The organism is Streptomyces filamentosus (genome assembly GCF_014654895.1).
In the GTDB taxonomy this organism is placed as follows: Bacteria; Actinomycetota; Actinomycetes; order Streptomycetales; family Streptomycetaceae; genus Streptomyces; species Streptomyces filamentosus.
In genome coordinates, this window is record NZ_BNBE01000003.1 from 1,316,876 (window position 1) to 1,332,965 (window position 16,090).

The window sequence follows — 16,090 nt, forward strand, 5'->3', positions numbered from 1 at the left end:
TGGTGTCGGTCCGGGACCGCGTTCCTCCAGCTATGGATCGGGACAGATGGGGCCCTGCCGGGCCCGCTGGGAAATGGCGCGGGGGCCGCGCTGCTGCCGATTACGCAGCGCCTCGTGATCTGCTGCCGCCCGCACTGGCCATGGAGCGGACGTAGCCCTGCGCAGCCGTGGTGTCCTGCGGGTTGCCCAGCGCGGTGGCGAGGGCGGTGACCAGCGCGCGGAGCTGGTGGCTGAGACTGTCGCGGGTGATCCAGTCCCAGGCTGCGTCGTGGCGTTCCCGTAGGGGGAGGATCTGATGGACCAGTTCCTGCGCGATCTGGTCGCGCGCGGCCTCGCACAGGGCGTCGACCAGGGCGGCCGCCCTGGTCTCGGGCAGACCGCCGTCGGCGAGCCTTTCGATCATGTCGTGGCGCTGGCTCTCTAGGTCGGACGCCTGCCGTCTCGCGCGGCTTCGAGCGGAGGGATGCACGAGGTGGGCTTCTCTCGGTGGGAGGGTGGCGCGGCCTTCTGCTTGACCGGCTGCGCCACCTGGTGATGGCGGCTGGCTCGGGATGGCTGCCCGACGACTCGGCGGTGGGCGACTCGCCAAGCAGCCATCGCCTCCTCAAGGGGCCCGGCGCCCCAGAAGCGCACGCGTCACTGCGGGCCGGGTCGAGGATCCGGAAATACGTACCTCGACCGGATTCATGAGGTCTCTTGCGTGCCGTCGTTGGTCCGCTCCAGGGGCGCGGCCTTGAACGCGGCGCATGCCGGGGTCTCCTCGTGAAGGTCGGGACCGCCGTTGCGGCGGCCCGTGCCGATCACCAGAGCGCACTTCAAGCGCTGGGAGGCGTCGGCAAGTTCCTTGACCTGGAGATGAGCGCAGCCTCCGCAGTGCTGTCCGGTCGCGAGCGGGCGCCGGGTTGCAGGGTGAATACCTGCGTCCAGGGCCTGGCGCACGAAGCCGCGACCGCGCCCGTTACGGCCGCCGGCCGAATCTGTGTGCTGGGTAGGGGTGTTGTCAGTGGCGGGCGAAATGATCATGGCAGATCCTTGTAGCTAAGGGGAGACGGCGGCTGCGGGCGTTCCCGCCGCCGTGCCACGGTGGCGACGGCCGCGAGCATCGTGACGCTGACGATGGCGAGGCCGTACGCCGAGAGCATTGCGGTGCGCGCCAGGAAGTCGACGGTGACGGCTCCGTCGGCGAACCGTGCCGGGGTGATCCCGGTGGCCGCCTGAGCCGTCATGCCGGCCCCGGTGGCGGCGACTGCCGTCACGGCCAGTCCCTGGCCTGTGCGGCGTGAGGTGTCACGGCGCGCCTGGACAGATGTGTGCTCGCGGGCCGGGAGGGGTACAGGCATGGTTCTCCGGAAGTCGGGCGACCGGACGGCGCTCGGCGGTGTCGGTGGACACCGTGCCCGCGTCGACTGCGGGGCACCGTCACAACGTAAGACTACCTTTGTAAATCCAATTATGCAATTACGGAGTGATGGGCGAGGGTTTCAGGGCGGTAGACGGTGTGCCCGTGAGCGCCCTGCGCGATCACGACGGTCCGTCCAGGGCCCGCCAGGCTCCTTCGGCGGCCGGCGGCCACGCACAGCTTGCGCACGCTACGCCCGTGTACAGGGCGATGACGGCGTGGGCTCGGGTCTGCCGCGTAGTGTTCATCCGCCACCAGGGACATGGCGTGCATGACATCGCGCACGCGCTCGGCGATCTCGCCCGCGCCCAGGTCGCGCCCGGCGGCGTAGCGCCACAGCGCGGCGACTGCCCGGGCTGCCGGAGAGGTGTCCGGGGCATGCACCGTGCTGTCCCTGATGAGCCAGTCGATGACCTGCCCCGTGTACGGCGCCGAGAACGGGGCGCCTTCGAGAAGCTCCAGAAACTCTAGGGCTTCAGACTCGTCAGTGACGGGCAGGCGAGGTTCTGTCTGCATCGCAGACCTCCTCGGTTGGGGCACCGTCCGCAGATCATGGACCGGTGCATCCGCGATGGGTTCGTTCGTGTCGGGCGGGGGAGAGGCTTCACCCGCCAACCCGCTTTAAGCTACAGCAGTATATCCAATTAAGCAACGCAATCGGTTGGCGGACGCTTCTCGGTGCATCAATGTCGAGCCCAGGTCACCAGGGGCGAGTTCGAAAAGATCCGGAACTCGCCCGCACCGCCGTAATTTGTCAAGGAAAGACGGGCACAGAGACTCTTTTAATCCCCCGCACTCTTTTCACCCGCCGACAGCTTCCCCCGCGTGAGGCGTCTGCGGATCTCCTGGTAAATCGTCTCCCGATACCACATCGGCTCGAATACCTCCGGGCGCTTGCGGTCGCCCGGTCGCCGGTCAGGAGCTGCGATCTGCTCCCGCAGGAGATACGACTGCATGGTGCGCCGCGATGCGGGCTTCCCGCTGATCGCGTTCCCGCGGATGACGCCGTACTCGGTGATGTTGAGCAAGTCCTTGGGGTCCCCTGCGGGAAGAGGCTTCGCGAACTGAGGCTCGCCGCCGGTGTAGGCAGTCCACACGCGGGGCCGGTGTACGCGCACCCACTCATCCACCGCCTTCGCGTCCCACTGCCCCTCCGACACCGGCGGCGGGAACGCGGCCGCCACGACCTTGCCGCTGGTGTCACGTCGTTCCGGGGCCTTGGTCCAGGCGTCCACCGCGTTGAAGGTCATGTCGAACCGCTTGGCCATCTCGGACCGCGATTCGGTGACGGACGGAGGCGCGACCGCGGCCTTCTTCTGCCTGCGGGGGCTGGTGGCCGCGCCGGCCGCGGGTGCCTCCTGCCGGGGCGGCCAGTACTGCGGCCGCATGGCCTGGACCCACGCGTCGACCAGCGCGACGTCCCACAGACCGTCCTCGCCCTTCGCCGGAAAGTTGACCAGCGTGGTCCACACGACGGTGTCCTTCGGCTTGACCCCGTACCGGGCGCTGATCCCCGCTTCGTCGATGCGGCGGTTGGTCATGGACGTCCTTGAGGGTCGGGGCGGAGGTGCATCGGACTACTGGTCGGACTTCGAGGCGGCGCCGCGCCGGCCGAGAGGGCGAAGCAGGTAGGGCAGGGCGGTCTCGGGCTTCCACATCGGCTCGTCGACCTCGGGCGTCTTGCCGTCATTCGGCAGCCGGTCCGGGGGGGCCAGCAGGCCGCGCGAACGGTAGGCCCGCATCGTCGACAGGGCGGTCGGCTTGGCGCGGCCCTGTTCCCGGCCGTCGAGCTCGGCGATCTTCTCCAGGGTGAGCAGGCCCGGGTTCCTCTCGAAGTGCCGCTTCAGAGCCTTGCTCGGCTCCCGCAACTCGCCTTCCACCGGCGCGGCCGACGAAGCCTTCTTGGCCTGCCGCGGGGTGGCGAGGAAGGGCAGGGCGGTCTCGGGCTTCCACATCGGCTCGTCGACCTCGGGGGTCTTGCCGTCGTTCGGCTTGCGGTCCGGCCGCGCCAGCTTGCCCTGCGAGATGTAGACCTTCAGGGTCGACAGGGCGGTCGGCTTGGCGCGGCCCTGTTCCCGGCCGTCGAGCTCGGCGATTTTCTCCAGGGTGAGCAGGCCCGGGCTCTCCTCGAAGTAGCGCTGCAGGAACTCGCTCGGCTCCACCTCGGCGCCCTCCTCCTGCGAGGGCTTGGGCGCACCGCGCCGGCTGCCCGGCCGGCACAGGTAGGGCAGGGCGGTCTCGGGCTTCCACATCGGCTCGTCGACCTCGGGGGTCTTGCCGTCGTTCGGCTTGCGGTCCGGCCGCGCCAGCTTGCCCTGCGAGATGTAGTTGTCGAGGGTGGACAGCGCCGTAGGCTCGCGCCCGTGTTCCCGGCCGTCGAGCTCGGCGATCTGCTCGAGGGTGAGCAGGCCCGGGCTCTCCTCGAAGTAGCGCTGCAGGAACTCGCTCGGTTCCTGGCGCTCAGCGTCGCTCTTGCCGGTCTTGCGCCGGACTCGGCGCGGACGGGTGATGTAGTCGTAGGCCGTCTTGCGGAACCACATGTCCTCAGTGACTTCGGGCTGACCCCCGTCACCGGCACGACGATCAGGCCGGGCGAGCACGCCTCGGGAGATGTAGGTGCGCAGGGTCGCGACCGGCGTGGACTCGCGGGAGAGGAACCGGCCCTCGAGCACCCCGATATGGCGGAGAGGGAGAAGGTCCCGGGGCCCGCCGGCAGGCAGCGCGGTGGCCTTCTCCTTCTGCTTGGGGTGAGCCGCTACCCAGGCCTCCGGCTTGTGCTCCAGGACCCACTCGTCGACAGCTGCCTCGTCGTACAGCTGGGTCTTGCCCCAGCCCTTGTCGAGGCAGGGCGGGAAGGTCTCTTCGAGCGTCCAGGAGGCGGCGGTCGAACCGCCCACGTGGTAGCGCTTTGCGATCTTTTCGACCGTGGTCTGCTTGATCTTCGAGTTTGCGGGGATCATCGTCTACTCCAGGGCCTGCGTGGCCTGATCGTTTCCCGCCGGCCGCGGATGCGCCGTCGGGGGGATGCTGTTGTGCGTGGCCAGCGGCCCCTTCCTGTGCCTCGCTGACGCCCGGAGCGGGCTGGAAAGACGCAGGGAGAGACCCGGCTCGCAACGTACAGCGATTCAAGCGATTAAGCAATTCGTCATGGGTGTGTTGCCGTGGGTTGCCCTTGGAACCGGCGCGGGCGTGCCGGGGAGCCTGTGCTCCCCGGCACGCCCGGAGGTTCATAGTGCGGTGATTTCTGGCCCCGGCCGGACGGGTGGGCCGGTAGCCGGCGGGTCAGGAAGCGAGACCGAGTTCGCCTTCGGCCGTGCGGCGCTGCTTCTTCTCGGCGAGCTTCTTGTCCAGGGCGCGCTGCAAGCTGCTGAAGGTCTCGTCACCCTGGCGCTTGAGCAGCATCGGGATGTAGTTCGCTGGGATGCCGACCTTCGGCGACTCGCTCAGGACGGACAGGAGGTCGGATTCCGTCTGATCGGTGTAGCCCGCCTCCTCCAGTTCCTTGACGCCGGGGAACACGTCGGCATGGCGGTCGCTCTCCAGGTCCAGCAGATGGTCCTCCTTCCCGCCCAGGCTGTAGCACCACAGGAAATTCTCGGGCGGATTCGGCTCAACGAGCCGGCGGAAACGTGAAACGGATTTCGTGTAGCAGTAGAACCAGGTGTCCGCGGGGGCGTTCCGCATGATGCGCAGCCATGCCTGCAAGTATTCGTCGGAATGGAAGTCGCCGGAATCGTGCAAGCGAATCCACTTTCCTCGGTACCGCCTGTGCTGGAGTTCCTCGGTCATCTGGGCTTCCCACTCGTCCAGGGCGTGCATCGTCATCCACATGTTGCGCTCGTGCGCGGCCAGGACGACCGGCCACCGATAGGTCCCCACCCTCGCGTAGCAGAGCTTGGCGCAGGCCCCGGCCTCCGGGCAGGCGTTGTATGTCGATCCATCGGAAAAGCGGCCGGCCCAAGCGGGAAGTGGCCAGTTGAAGATCCCTTCAGCTCGCAATTGCCGGTTCTGGGTGAGGAGCCACCGGCGCGCCTTGGGCTTCGTGTGCGGCGTGTCGGCGGTCGAGCTGGTGTTCATGTCGTGCTTTCCGTCTGGTTGGAGCTCGATGTGTCGGCCGGGCAGTCGTCATGGGGCGCGGCGCAGGCGTGCACACCGAACTTGGTGATGCCGCCTGCGGTTATCAGCGCCAGGTAGGCGAGTCCGAGGTCCAACTGCTGGCCCGCCTCGGCGGTGTGCTTCTTGCTCGGGAACTGGAGAACGTCGCCGCGGCCGCCGATGGCCGCGGCCGCCGTGGCCCGGAGCGGGTCCAGTGCGTGCGGTGGCATCCGGCTGATCTCGAGCATCGCGATCGGCAGCGCGAACAAGAGGTGTTCGGTGAGGCCGTCGTGGAAGATCTGTTCCTTCTCGGTGCGTCGCGCAGGGGCCGGCACCGACACCACGGTGATGGTCGGTTCGGCCTGCTTCCGTAGCGGGTGCGGGGGATGGGAGCGAGTCATCGGTACTGCTTCGATCTATTCGGGCGCGGCGACGCGTTCGGGCGCCGCGACGCGGGGTGCTGCGGACCCGACTACGTCGTCAGTGGCTGACGCGGGAGCGGGCAGTCATCGTGATGGGCGGGCGAGGTGCGGTAGAACGGGGACTCGGCGAGGTCCTGGGCGCCACGCAGCCAGTCGCCGTAGTCGGCCAGGTTGTTGATGCACACCGTCGGAACGCGCGCTCCGCACTGCGGGCACGGGGCGATGGGGCTCAGGGCGAAATGCCGGGTGCTGTCGTAGGCGGCCAAGAACTCGCGGGTCACGGATCCGGCCGGGATCCGCAGCCGGATGGCCGGGCTCAAGGCCCCTTCGATGAGGGGATGGAGGTCGTCGGCCTGGCTGATGACGGGAACCCACCGCCTCAGGCGGAGCACGTGGCGCAGCCTGGTGCGCGCATAGCCGACGGTGGCGAAGACGGCATACGGTGCTGCCGCGCCGCCGATCCGGCTCGGCCGGCCCTCTGCTGACCTTTGGCCAGCGGCGCGGAGTGCCGCGTGGTCGAGCCGGGCCAGAGCGCGGGTGCTCATCATGAACGGCATGGGCAACTCCATGGGGTGAAGGGCCGGTTGGGCGGGCGTTCGGTCCGGGCGCGGCGCCGTGAGCGCCGCGCCCGGAGCCTGTGCCTCCGCTGTGCTGGGAGGGGGCAGCGGAGGTCGAGCCGCACGCGGGCGGCTCCTTCACAGGGTCGCCGGGCGGTGCGTGTTCACACCCGGCGACACACCTAAAGGTACGGCAGTAAATCCAATTACGCAACATGAGAGGATGGATGGCGGACCTTGCGTAATTGGAAATAGTGCTGTAGAGTTGAGTCATCAACGCCGGAGAAGGTGACCGGCGAGCAGTACCAGAAAGGTGGCGAACCCGTGTTCACCACTGAGCAGAAGCCCGTTTTCGTCTATGGCACGCTCCGTGCCGGGCAGGGCAACTACTTCGGCATCCTGGAGGGCACCACGATTCAGGAGCGCCCCGCGATCCTGAACGACTACGCGATCTTCGGTTCCGGTGTCCCCTTCGCGATCCAGCGGGACGGCCGGCAGGTCGTCGGCGAGGTCATGGACGTGGACCCCGAGCGGTGGCCCGACGTGCTCCGTCGGCTCGACCGGCTCGAAGGCTACCGGGGTGACGGCCGCAGCAACATGTACGACCGCAAGGTCCGCACCGTCACTCTGGCCGACGGCAGCGAGATCGAGGCGTACGTGTACCTCGCGGGCGAGTCGTCCCGCCGCTGGTTCACCGACGCCGAGGAGATCCCCGGCGGCGACTTCGTCAAGGCGGAGTCCCAGTAAATCCGCATCGCCCTCTGGGGTGGGCGGATGAACACCCCACCATGCAGTACCCGTCAGGCCGCGCGCGGCGCGGCCTGACGGCTTGAGCAGTACACCTCGGCCTCCTCGCGGAGAATCGAGGCAGAAAAGGAACAACTATGTGCGGTCTGTTCGGAGTTGTCCGAAACCAGACCTGTGACCCCACCCGCGCCACCATCATGTGTGCCGCCCTGGGGCATCTGGCCGAAGAGCGAGGAAAGGACTCGGCGGGCCTGGCATTCGCCACGGCCGCAACGCAGCCGCTGACGCAGCGTCCGGTCAACAACCGCCGTGACGTCACGGCGGGAGGCTGGCGCATCATCAAGGGATCCGGCCGGTTCCGTAACGTGTGGAAGTCCGACTACATGAGTGACCTCGACGCGGCTCCGGTCGCACTCGGTCACACCCGCTGGGCGACCCAGGGGCGGACGACGCTGGTCAACTCCAGCCCGCTGCAGGTGGGGCAGCTCATCGGCACGCACAACGGAGACGTGGACGCGTGGCGGCTGCGGGCGCAGTATGACCTCCCCCGAGCGGCGGGTGAGACCGACACCGAGGTGCTCTATCAGGCGCTCGACCAGGAGCGCGGGGTCATCTTGCCCACCCTCGACGTCCTGGAGTCCGTCGTAGGCCGCGCCGCGCTGGTGTGGACGGACCGGCGCTGGCCGCAGCTCGTCATGCTGGCCCGTACAGCGGTGAGCCCGCTCTCCGTCGCCGTCGACACCGAGGGGAACCTCTACTGGGCGTCCAACCCGGGATGGTTCCGCAAGGCCGCGCGTGCGGCGGACGTGACCATCGCGGAGATTCTGATGGTGCCGGAGGGCACGCTGATGATGATCGACTACTCATCGGGCAGTCCGGCCCTGGTGAGCAACCGCCGCTTCACCGCGACGGCGCGGGCGAAGGATGACCGGCTGGCGCACATCGTCGCCTACCGGGGCTTCAGCATCGAGGACCAGGTGGCCGACGAGGAGGTGTGCAGTCACCGGACGCTGCGTGAGCCCCAGCGCTCGCGGTCCGTCACGGCGCCGCTGTGGCTGTCTCCCAGCGGCAAGTAGGTCATCGGCCCGAAGGCAGAAAGGGGCCGGGGCACCGCGTACTGCGGTGCCCCGGCCCCTTTCGTTCTTGACCGGCCCCTTTCGTTCTTGACCGGCCCCTCAGTACCGGCCGTCGTGCCAGCGGGTGCCGGCGAACAACGCGGCCGCCTGCGCCCGGTTCTCCTCCCGGCCGAAAATCCTGTCGGCCATGTCGCGGAACGAACGCGTGGCATTGGTCCATGCCTCGCCGGTCAGGCGCCCACGCTGCCCGGCCTGAGCCCTCGCACGGCGATGGTGCCCGACCCGCTGCGGAGGCGGCGGAGGAGTGCTGCCGGCCTCCCGCAAAGCCGCGTTCGTCAGGCCCAGCGACACGTTGACCTGGGCCTGGATGGTCCCAGGGTCCAAGGAGCCGTCCCACATGCGGAACTCGGCGTGGTCACTCTGCCGGCCGTGGACGGACTGGAAGTTCAGCCCGATGTGATGACTGTTGTTGTAACCCCGGACGGCCGAGACCGAAGTGTACGGGCCCGACGGCTGGGTGTTCGGGGTGCACCACTCCAGCCCTCGATGACGGTCGGCAGCGGGGTTCTGGGCGAGCCGGTAGATGACGTCCTCGTACCCGGCCACCGTGTTGATCAGCTGGTTGTGGTTCTCGACGGTGTGGTCGTAGTCGGGGACCGCGACGTGGACGTGGCCGCCCGTTCGCGGGCTGGCGATGCCCCCGTTGCGCCGGACGATCTCGCACACCTGCGCCAGGTTGTTCCAGGTCTGCGGCTCGTCGTAGAGGATGGGCGAGACGATCTCGCCGGCAACAGTGCTGTCGTACTCCAGCCGCCACGCGTTCGGTGCGTCGGTGTAGCCCGCGCGTGCCGAGGCGTGCCAGCCGTTCACGTTGGCGTCCGGCGCGATTCCCGCCTCGTGGAGTTCGCGCGCGATGCGCCGGCTGGCGGCCTGCCGCTCGGAGTGCGTCATGGAGTCCGGGTAGTCAAACTCGATCTCCACTCCGAACGCGCGGCCGCCCTCACGGGCGCCGAGGCCGCCGGTGGCGTTCTCCGTCATGTACGGCACCAGGGGCTCGCCCGCCCGCTGGCGGTCTCGGGCCTGGTCGTAGGCCTCCTGGAAGGCGTCCATGTCCTCCAGGTAGGAGCGCACCGCAGGCTGGGCCGCCCGCTCGACGCGCGCCTGGTCCTGCGCGGCGATCGAGGCGGCGTGCTCGGCCGCGACTTCGTCGAGGACTTCCTGGGCCGCGGCCCGGTCGATCGCGGAGCGGCCGCTTGAGCCGAGCTGGTCCTGAACCAGGTTGGCTATGGCGCCCTGGTGAACGCAGGTGCCGTCCTCGTCGCCGGCGTGCATGTCGCCGCCGGTGCACCTCAGGTTCTCCGGGCTGACCTGGAGTTGGCCGTCCGGGCCGCGGCTGACCCGGACGTCGCCCTCGATGAAGTGGCGTCCGTCCTCGTCGGCGACGCTGGCCCCCAGCTGAACCAGGGCGTCCTGTTCGCCGGTCACCTGGCCCCGGATGATGTCAGGGTTGCGCGGCAGGAACAGCAGGTGGTCGTCGCCGCTGACCACGTAGGTCTGCAGGATCGGAGCGTCGGCCGCGGTGGTGTCGACGATGCGGACCGTTGTGCGCTCCGGCCGCTCCTCAATGGTGAGCGGCGCGGCCTCGGCGACGAGCGTGTCGGTACCGCGTGTGGGCGCGACGCTGTGGTGCTGGTGATCTATTCGGCTCCCCGACCCCACGATCATTCCCCTCGGACATTGGGCGGCAGTGCGCCCTGCTCGGCGGCCACGTGGATCACGCCGGCCTGGTGCAGCGAGACCAGCAGGCTCCACTCGTCGTCCGGCTCGATCCAGATCAGCGCGCCCTCGGGTCCCTCAGGCCGCGGCAGACGGCCGGCCGGCTTGTAGAACGTGGTCACCAGCACCAGCGGGACGGGAGCGTCCCAGCGGCTGACGATCGGCGGCGTGTCCCGCGGGGCGAGGAGCGCCTGCTGCTGCTCGGGGGTGCACTGCCCGAACTCCTCCGACGCCGCGAGCCCAGCCTGCAGCTGGACCTGAAGACGCAGGGCGAGCCGGATTCGGGCAGCGGCCTTCTCCTTGGGGCTCACCAGCTCGGGGTACTCCGGGATCAGGCCTTCCATGAGTTCGGCCGGAGTGTCGGCGTAGCCGCGCCAGCTCCCGCCGTCGTAGATCATCTCGAAGACGTAGTTGCTGCCGTCGTCCTTGGTCGGAGGAGCGAGAGGCGTGGCGGCCGAGGAGGCATTGCGGGTGCGGATGAACGTCATGACATCTCCAAGGGGTTAGCGGCGCTGCCAGCGGGTTTCGTGGAAAAGAGCGGTGGCCTGAGCCTTATCCTCAGGGCGCTGGAACAGTGAGTCGACCAGGTTCCGGAAGTTCGCGGTGGTCGTGCGCCAATCGTCACCGGACAGCCGCCGCCGCTGTCCGAGTCCGGCCTGACGTCGCTGCTCGCGGTGGCTGCCCAGCTCCATGCGCGGACCAGAGACAGCGGTGTCCTGCCGGACGGCCGCGGCGGCCATGCCCAGGGAGAGCTTCACCTGCGTCTGGATCACGGATGGGTTGAGCGAGCCGTCCCACAGCCGGAACTCGCCGTGGGCGCTCTGCCCGCCGCGCCGGGCCCCGCTGAGATTCACCGCCTGCCCGTGGAACGAGCTGATGTCCGAGATCGACGAGTAGCCCTCGGACGGCACGGGGTTAGGGCTGCACCAGCGTGTACCCCGGTGCTGGTTCCCTTCGGAGGCGGGGTTCTGCGCGAGCCGGTACAGCACATCCTCATGGGCCTTGTACATCTGCATGAGGCGCGTGTGATTGGCGACGTCGTGGTCGAAGTCGTGCATGCCCACGTGCACGTGGCCGCCGGTGCCGAACGACGCACGACCGCCGTTGCGCTCGATGATCTCGCAGGCCGTGGCGAGGTTCTGCCAGGTCTGCGGCTCGTCGTACAGGATCGGCGAGACGAGCTCGCCGGCCACCGTGCAGTCTTCCTCCAGCCGCCACGCGTCCGGGGCGTCGGTGTAGCCCGCGTTCTGCTGGGCGTGGTAGCGGTACTGCTCCGCCGTGCGGGAAAGGCCGGCATCACGCAGTTCACGGGCGATGTTTCGGATCGCCTGCCGCCTGTCGACGCCGGGCTCGATGTCGAACTCGATCTCCACTCCGAAGCCGCGGCCGCCCTCGCGGGCGCCGAGACCGCCAGTGGCGTTCTCCGTCATGTACGGGACGACCTGCTCACCGCGCTCGGCGCGGTCGCGGGCGGCGTCGTAGTCGCGCTGGAAGGCGTCGAAGTCCTCGGTGTAGCTGACCTCGTCGGGCGGCCACTGCTCGCGGGCCTGCTCCTGGAGCGAGGCGGCGGCCTGGTGCTCGGCGGCGACCTCGTCCAGGACCTGCTGAGCCGCGGCCCGCTGGACAGCCCGCTCCTCCGCACTGCCCCATTCCGGCGGGAGGTCCCGCTGCTGGGGCACCGACACGCCTGTGCCGGTGGCCTGCACGATCTGCTCGTCGAGCGAGTCCTCGGCGTGACCGAACTCTTCCTGCAAACGCTGGCGGAGCTCGTAGAACTCGGCGAGCTCCTCCGGGTTATCGCGGCCCTCGGCTACGGCCGTGCCGAGCTGCAGCACGCGGCTGACCAACTGCTGGTGTTCGTCCTCGGGGGACAGGCTGACTCCCTGGCTGGGAGCGCTGATGGTGGTGCCCGCCGCGGTGGTGGCGACGAGGTGGTGCTGGTGATCGATTCTGCTGCCGGATCCCATGGGTACGGCCCCCTTTCGGTGATCTGGCCGACCGAGGTGGTGCAGGTCGGCGGTGTGATGTGTGGACGTGACGGTGGGCGCTACCAGCCCTGGGACTCGGGCTGTTGCCAGCGTGTGACCGCGTACAGCGAGGCCGCCTGCTGCATCTGTGCGCGCCGGTGGAAGATCTCGTCGGCGAACTGGCGGAAGTGGAGGCTGTTGGTCTCCAGCTCCCCGACGCGGAGGCGGTGGTCGGGCCCCCAGTCCCGCCGGTGGCGGCCGAGCGGCATCCGCTCCCCACGCCGGGTGTGCGCAGCACTGCCGCGCACGGCCGCGTTCACCATGCCCAGGGAGAGGTTGATCTGCGTCTGGATGACGGCGGGGTCGACCGAGCCGTCCCACAGCCGGAACTCGCCGTGGTCGCTCTGCCGGCCGTGTGCTGCCGAGAGGTTGACCGCGCGGCCGTGGCCGTTGCGCTGCACGTCGCTCAGTGAGCGGTATCCGCCTGTGGGCACGAAGTTGGGCTCACACCATTCGGTCCCGCGGTGTGCGGAGTTGGGGGCGATGCGGTTGGCGGCGAGCCGGAACAGGACGTCCTCGTAGTGGTCGTACATCTGCATGAGGCGGGTGTGGTTCGAGACGTCGTGGTCGTAGTCGTGCAGGCCGACGTGCACGTGACCGCCGGTGCGTTCGCTGGCGCCGCCGCCGTGCCGCCGGACGATCTCGCAGACAGTGGCGAGGTTCTGCCAGGTCTGCGGCTCGTCGTACAGGATCGGCGAGACGATCTCGCCGGTCACGGTGCAGTCGTCCTCCAGCCGCCAGGCGTTGGGGGCGTCGGTGTAACCGGCTGCGGCCTGCGAGTGGTAGCCGTGTTGCCGGCTGTCACGCGCCAGGCCGGCCTCGTGCAGGTCCCTGCCGATGGCGCGCAGCGCCTCCTCCTGGTCGTCGTAGTCGCCGTCGGTGACGAACTCGATCTCGACGCCGAATCCGCGCCCGCCTTCCCGGGCGCCGAGGCCGCCGGTGGCGTCTTCGAGCAGGTAGGGCACTGCTTCTTCACCGCGGAGCTCCCGGCTCCACGCGGCGTCGTGGATCTGGCGGAAGGCCTCGAAGTCCTCGACGAAGCTGACTTCCCGCTCGTCGGGCCACCGGTCACGGGCCTGCACCTGGAGCGCCGCGGCAGCGTTGTGCTCGGCGGCGACCTCGTCCAGAACCTGTTGTGCGGCAGCGCGCTGTACGGGGATACCGGCTGGCGGCTCGGTGGCCCGGGGCGGGAAGCCGGGGCTGTCATGATCCTGGACGTCTTCGCGGTCGGCGTCCTCGATGAGGCCGTGTCCGTTCCACAGGTCATGCTCCATCCGGAGCCGGTTGCGCAGGCCCCAGTACTCCATCGTTTCCTCGATCGTGGCCTGTCCGTTGTTCGCCTCCCAGCGGGCCTGGATCGCCAGAGCCTGGTCGATGAGTTCACGCTGACCCTCGGGCATGAGGTCGACCCGCTCGGCCGGGGCCTCAATGGTCAGCCCCGCCGCGGTGGTGGCGACGAGGTGGTGCTGGTGGTCGATCCGGCTGCCCGAGCCCATAATCAGGCCTCGTTCCGCGGGGTGATCGTGCCGTCGGCCAGGCCGGCGTAGAAGCGGACGTTGGCGGTGAACAGGTCCTCGGTGCGCGCGTGGGTGTCGACACGCCCGTCCTCGGTCATGACGGCGCCGTGGCGGGCGTACTGCAGCGGGTTCTGGCTGATGAGGTAGAGCCGGCCCGGGAAGAGAGCCTTGAGGGTGGCGATCCGGTCGGCACGGCTGGCTCCAGTCAGGACCATGGGCAGGTCCGGCGGGAGGGTGGCGGCCAGGTAGGTAAGACCCGGGACCGCCATCTCCTCCCAGTCGGCCTGCGTGCGGAACGTCTGCAGGTTCATGGCCAGGGCAGGCGGCAGAGCGGGGGTCTCGTCGAGCCAGTCGAGGTAGCGGTCGAGGTCTTCGAGACGGAGCCAGTAGATGTTGGGAACCGCCGTGACACCGGCGGCGGAGAGCTCGGCGGCGAGCATCAGGTTGCGCCGCATGTTGATCAAGTTCTCGGCGCGGGGCTGGTTAAAGTACATCGACGCGTTCGGGGTGAGCACGAGGTCCCACTTCTGGGCGGCGAGCATCTCGGCGAAGCCGTCGGCCTTGCGGCGCGTCCAGTACGCCTCGACGAGAGGGTCTTCCGCGTAGCCGCTGAGGATGGCCTTCTGCTCGGGCCGCAGGTTCAGGAACTGATGCGCGGTCTGGCCTTCCCAGCGGGGGAACAGCTTGTGCGTCTTGGGGCTGATGACGCGGCGCAGCCCGAGGGCGTAGGCGGGCCAGCGGAGCTGGGCGTCGAGGGTCGGCACGTCGTGTCCGTCGACCTGGGGGGTGAACAGGGGCAGGTCGGGGAGGGCGCCGGGTGCCCGCAGGCCGGTGAAGTGCATCGTGCCGCCGATGTCCTTCATCCAGGCCTCGCGGTCGGGCCGGGTGCCGCAGCGGATCGGGCAGCGGGTGCAGGCCAGTCCCGGCTCGCTGCCGGGGAGCGGGTCCTCGGCGCGGGCGCAGCCGCAGTACTCGCAGCTGGAGGTGCAGCCGGAGCACACGGGTTCGACGGCCCTGGGGTTGTCCATGAAGAAGGGGCAGTTGTTGCAGTCGCAGCCGGAGGCGGGTGCCGGAACGGGCTTCCCGATTCCGGGCATGGGCAGGGGGACGGTCATGCGGCAGCGGTCCTTTCGGCGCCGGCGCTGGTGTGGCGCTGGAGATCGGTCAGGAGCATGCGGAGTGAGCCCGCGTCGAATCGGTGGAGGGTGCGGCCGTCTGCGAGTTGGGTGTTGAGCGCGCGCAGGGCCTCAAGGGCGGCGGTCACGACGGGCGGATCGACAGGCTCGAGCGGCTCGTCGACGCGCGGATGTTGCTCGCCCTCCGATCCTGCGGTTGCCGGTTCCTCGGAAACCTCGTCGAACGCTGTCGTTTCGCCGCTCTGTCGGGGCTGTTCAGCATCCGCGCCGTCAGCCAGGGGGGCCGACGTCGTCTCGTCCGGAGCTGCAGCATCGTCCTCGGCGCCGTGGCCAGCCGGCGCCGGTAGCCGGGCAAGTGCCGCGGCTCGTTCGGCGTTGGCTCGCTCGTATGCGGTGACCGCAGCACTGGCGGCGGTGTCGGCCGGCATGTCCGGGTTGGTCGCCTGTGCCCGTGTAGCGGCCGACAGCAGGTCCGTGCGGCCGAGACGCTTGACGGCCTGCCACAGTTCAGCGGCGGCCTCGCGACGTCCGCGGCTGAGGCGGGCGAGATTCGTCCGTGCCGCGAGAGCGACTTGGTGCTGGTCCATGTCCGCGGACAGTTCACGCGGCAGGGTCCGGAACGCGGCAACGACCTCGCGAGCTCGGCGCGGGGTGATCTGCAGGCCCAGCCGGCGCAGCACCAGGTTCCACGGCGCGGCGAGGTTGGCGTCGCTGCCGCGCAACTTCTCCAGGGCCTCGAAGCGGGCGACGGGGTCTTCCAGCCGCTGGACGGCCTCGCTCACCTCGATGCCGGCGTTGTCGAGCTGGGCACGCAGGATCGCGCTGCGCTCCAGGAGCAGAGCCTTGGCGAGCTCGCCGGGCTGGAGGTCCTCGCGGGCCAGGTTCTCCACCAGCTGCCAGGTCCGCCGGTCCTCGTCACTCAGCGGTCCAGGGCAGATGACGGCGGGCAGCCTCTCGAACCTCGGGTTGTCGGGCTGGTTGACCGCGCCCCAGCGGCAGGCCCGGTAGCGGCGTTCGCCGATTACCAGGCGCCGCTGGATGCGGTTGTCCGGACCGGGCAGCTCCTCCACCAGGACGGGATGAAGCACGCCGACGGTCGAGATCGAGGTGATCAGATCGGCGAGGCCTTCCGGGCTGGTGCTCGGGCCCGGCCCGCGGCCCTGCACGTCGGTGTAGACCGAGCCGCGCATCGGGAGCATCTCGAAACGACGCTGGCGCAGGTGCTCCGAGCTCTCCAGAGCCTCGGCCAGCCCCAGGACGGCGGGCGCAGGGGCCGGGGATTCCTCAACGGCGACGGTCATCGGCAGAGCCTCCTTTCGCAGGTAGTCGTCAGGCGCC

Annotated in this window: 17 protein-coding genes; 2 read left to right on the forward strand and 15 right to left on the reverse strand. The window is 69.4% G+C overall.

Annotation, left to right across the window (positions count from 1 at the left end; translation table 11 throughout):
• Positions 1 to 100: 100 nt before the first annotated feature.
• The 9 genes from IE326_RS33500 to IE326_RS33540 all read right to left on the reverse strand — a co-directional run bounded on the left by IE326_RS33500 (position 101) and on the right by IE326_RS33540 (position 6,473).
• Complete coding sequence (locus tag IE326_RS33500) at positions 101 to 403, reverse strand: hypothetical protein (protein ID WP_190044173.1); 303 nt, start codon at positions 401 to 403, stop codon at positions 101 to 103.
• A gap of 281 nt (positions 404 to 684) precedes the next feature.
• Positions 685 to 1,023, reverse strand: a complete 339-nt coding sequence (locus tag IE326_RS33505) for a hypothetical protein (protein WP_190044174.1) — start codon at positions 1,021 to 1,023, stop codon at positions 685 to 687.
• Positions 1,020 to 1,256 carry a hypothetical protein gene (locus tag IE326_RS33510; protein WP_190044175.1) on the reverse strand — a complete coding sequence of 79 codons (237 nt, stop codon included), beginning with the start codon at positions 1,254 to 1,256 and terminating at the stop codon, positions 1,020 to 1,022. The genes IE326_RS33505 and IE326_RS33510 overlap by 4 nt, the downstream gene beginning before the upstream one ends.
• A 194-nt stretch (positions 1,257 to 1,450) precedes the next feature.
• The gene (locus IE326_RS33515) at positions 1,451 to 1,915 is read right to left on the reverse strand and encodes a hypothetical protein (protein ID WP_190044176.1); all 465 of its coding nucleotides are present in this window, start codon (positions 1,913 to 1,915) and stop codon (positions 1,451 to 1,453) included.
• Between the two features lie 266 nt (positions 1,916 to 2,181).
• Positions 2,182 to 2,940, reverse strand: a complete 759-nt coding sequence (locus IE326_RS33520; protein ID WP_190044177.1) for a hypothetical protein — start codon at positions 2,938 to 2,940, stop codon at positions 2,182 to 2,184.
• Positions 2,941 to 2,976: 36 nt separating this feature from the next.
• Positions 2,977 to 4,359 (reverse strand): hypothetical protein, encoded by a 1,383-nt coding sequence (locus tag IE326_RS33525; RefSeq protein ID WP_190044178.1) that lies wholly within the window; start codon positions 4,357 to 4,359, stop codon positions 2,977 to 2,979.
• Between the two features lie 322 nt (positions 4,360 to 4,681).
• On the reverse strand, positions 4,682 to 5,476 hold the full coding sequence (locus tag IE326_RS33530) for a GP88 family protein (RefSeq protein WP_190044179.1): 795 nt from the start codon (positions 5,474 to 5,476) through the stop codon (positions 4,682 to 4,684).
• Complete coding sequence (locus tag IE326_RS33535) at positions 5,473 to 5,895, reverse strand: hypothetical protein (RefSeq protein ID WP_190044180.1); 423 nt, start codon at positions 5,893 to 5,895, stop codon at positions 5,473 to 5,475. The genes IE326_RS33530 and IE326_RS33535 overlap by 4 nt, the downstream gene beginning before the upstream one ends.
• A gap of 71 nt (positions 5,896 to 5,966) precedes the next feature.
• On the reverse strand, positions 5,967 to 6,473 hold the full coding sequence (locus tag IE326_RS33540; RefSeq protein WP_190044181.1) for a hypothetical protein: 507 nt from the start codon (positions 6,471 to 6,473) through the stop codon (positions 5,967 to 5,969).
• A 324-nt stretch (positions 6,474 to 6,797) separates the two neighbouring features.
• On the opposite strand from IE326_RS33540, the gene IE326_RS33545 reads away from it, so the two are divergent.
• Together IE326_RS33545 and IE326_RS33550 are read left to right on the forward strand one after the other, a co-directional pair.
• Positions 6,798 to 7,220, forward strand: a complete 423-nt coding sequence (locus IE326_RS33545; protein WP_190044182.1) for a gamma-glutamylcyclotransferase family protein — start codon at positions 6,798 to 6,800, stop codon at positions 7,218 to 7,220.
• Between the two features lie 137 nt (positions 7,221 to 7,357).
• A complete protein-coding gene (locus IE326_RS33550; RefSeq protein WP_190044183.1) occupies positions 7,358 to 8,296 on the forward strand; it encodes a class II glutamine amidotransferase in 939 nt (312 codons plus the stop codon).
• A 99-nt stretch (positions 8,297 to 8,395) separates the two neighbouring features.
• Here IE326_RS33550 and IE326_RS33555 read toward each other — a convergent pair whose 3' ends face one another.
• The 6 genes from IE326_RS33555 to IE326_RS33580 form a co-directional block, all read right to left on the reverse strand.
• Positions 8,396 to 10,021, reverse strand: a complete 1,626-nt coding sequence (locus tag IE326_RS33555; protein WP_373310343.1) for an amidoligase family protein — start codon at positions 10,019 to 10,021, stop codon at positions 8,396 to 8,398.
• Complete coding sequence (locus IE326_RS33560; RefSeq protein WP_190044185.1) at positions 10,018 to 10,560, reverse strand: hypothetical protein; 543 nt, start codon at positions 10,558 to 10,560, stop codon at positions 10,018 to 10,020. Before IE326_RS33560 ends, IE326_RS33555 begins: the two co-directional genes overlap by 4 nt.
• A 15-nt stretch (positions 10,561 to 10,575) precedes the next feature.
• Positions 10,576 to 12,039 (reverse strand): amidoligase family protein, encoded by a 1,464-nt coding sequence (locus IE326_RS33565; protein ID WP_190044186.1) that lies wholly within the window; start codon positions 12,037 to 12,039, stop codon positions 10,576 to 10,578.
• Positions 12,040 to 12,119: 80 nt separating this feature from the next.
• Positions 12,120 to 13,595 (reverse strand): amidoligase family protein, encoded by a 1,476-nt coding sequence (locus IE326_RS33570; protein ID WP_190044187.1) that lies wholly within the window; start codon positions 13,593 to 13,595, stop codon positions 12,120 to 12,122.
• A 2-nt stretch (positions 13,596 to 13,597) separates the two neighbouring features.
• On the reverse strand, positions 13,598 to 14,731 hold the full coding sequence (locus IE326_RS33575) for a DUF4417 domain-containing protein (RefSeq protein ID WP_190044188.1): 1,134 nt from the start codon (positions 14,729 to 14,731) through the stop codon (positions 13,598 to 13,600).
• On the reverse strand, positions 14,728 to 16,053 hold the full coding sequence (locus IE326_RS33580; RefSeq protein WP_190044189.1) for a ParB/RepB/Spo0J family partition protein: 1,326 nt from the start codon (positions 16,051 to 16,053) through the stop codon (positions 14,728 to 14,730). Before IE326_RS33580 ends, IE326_RS33575 begins: the two co-directional genes overlap by 4 nt.
• Positions 16,054 to 16,090 lie beyond the last annotated feature (37 nt).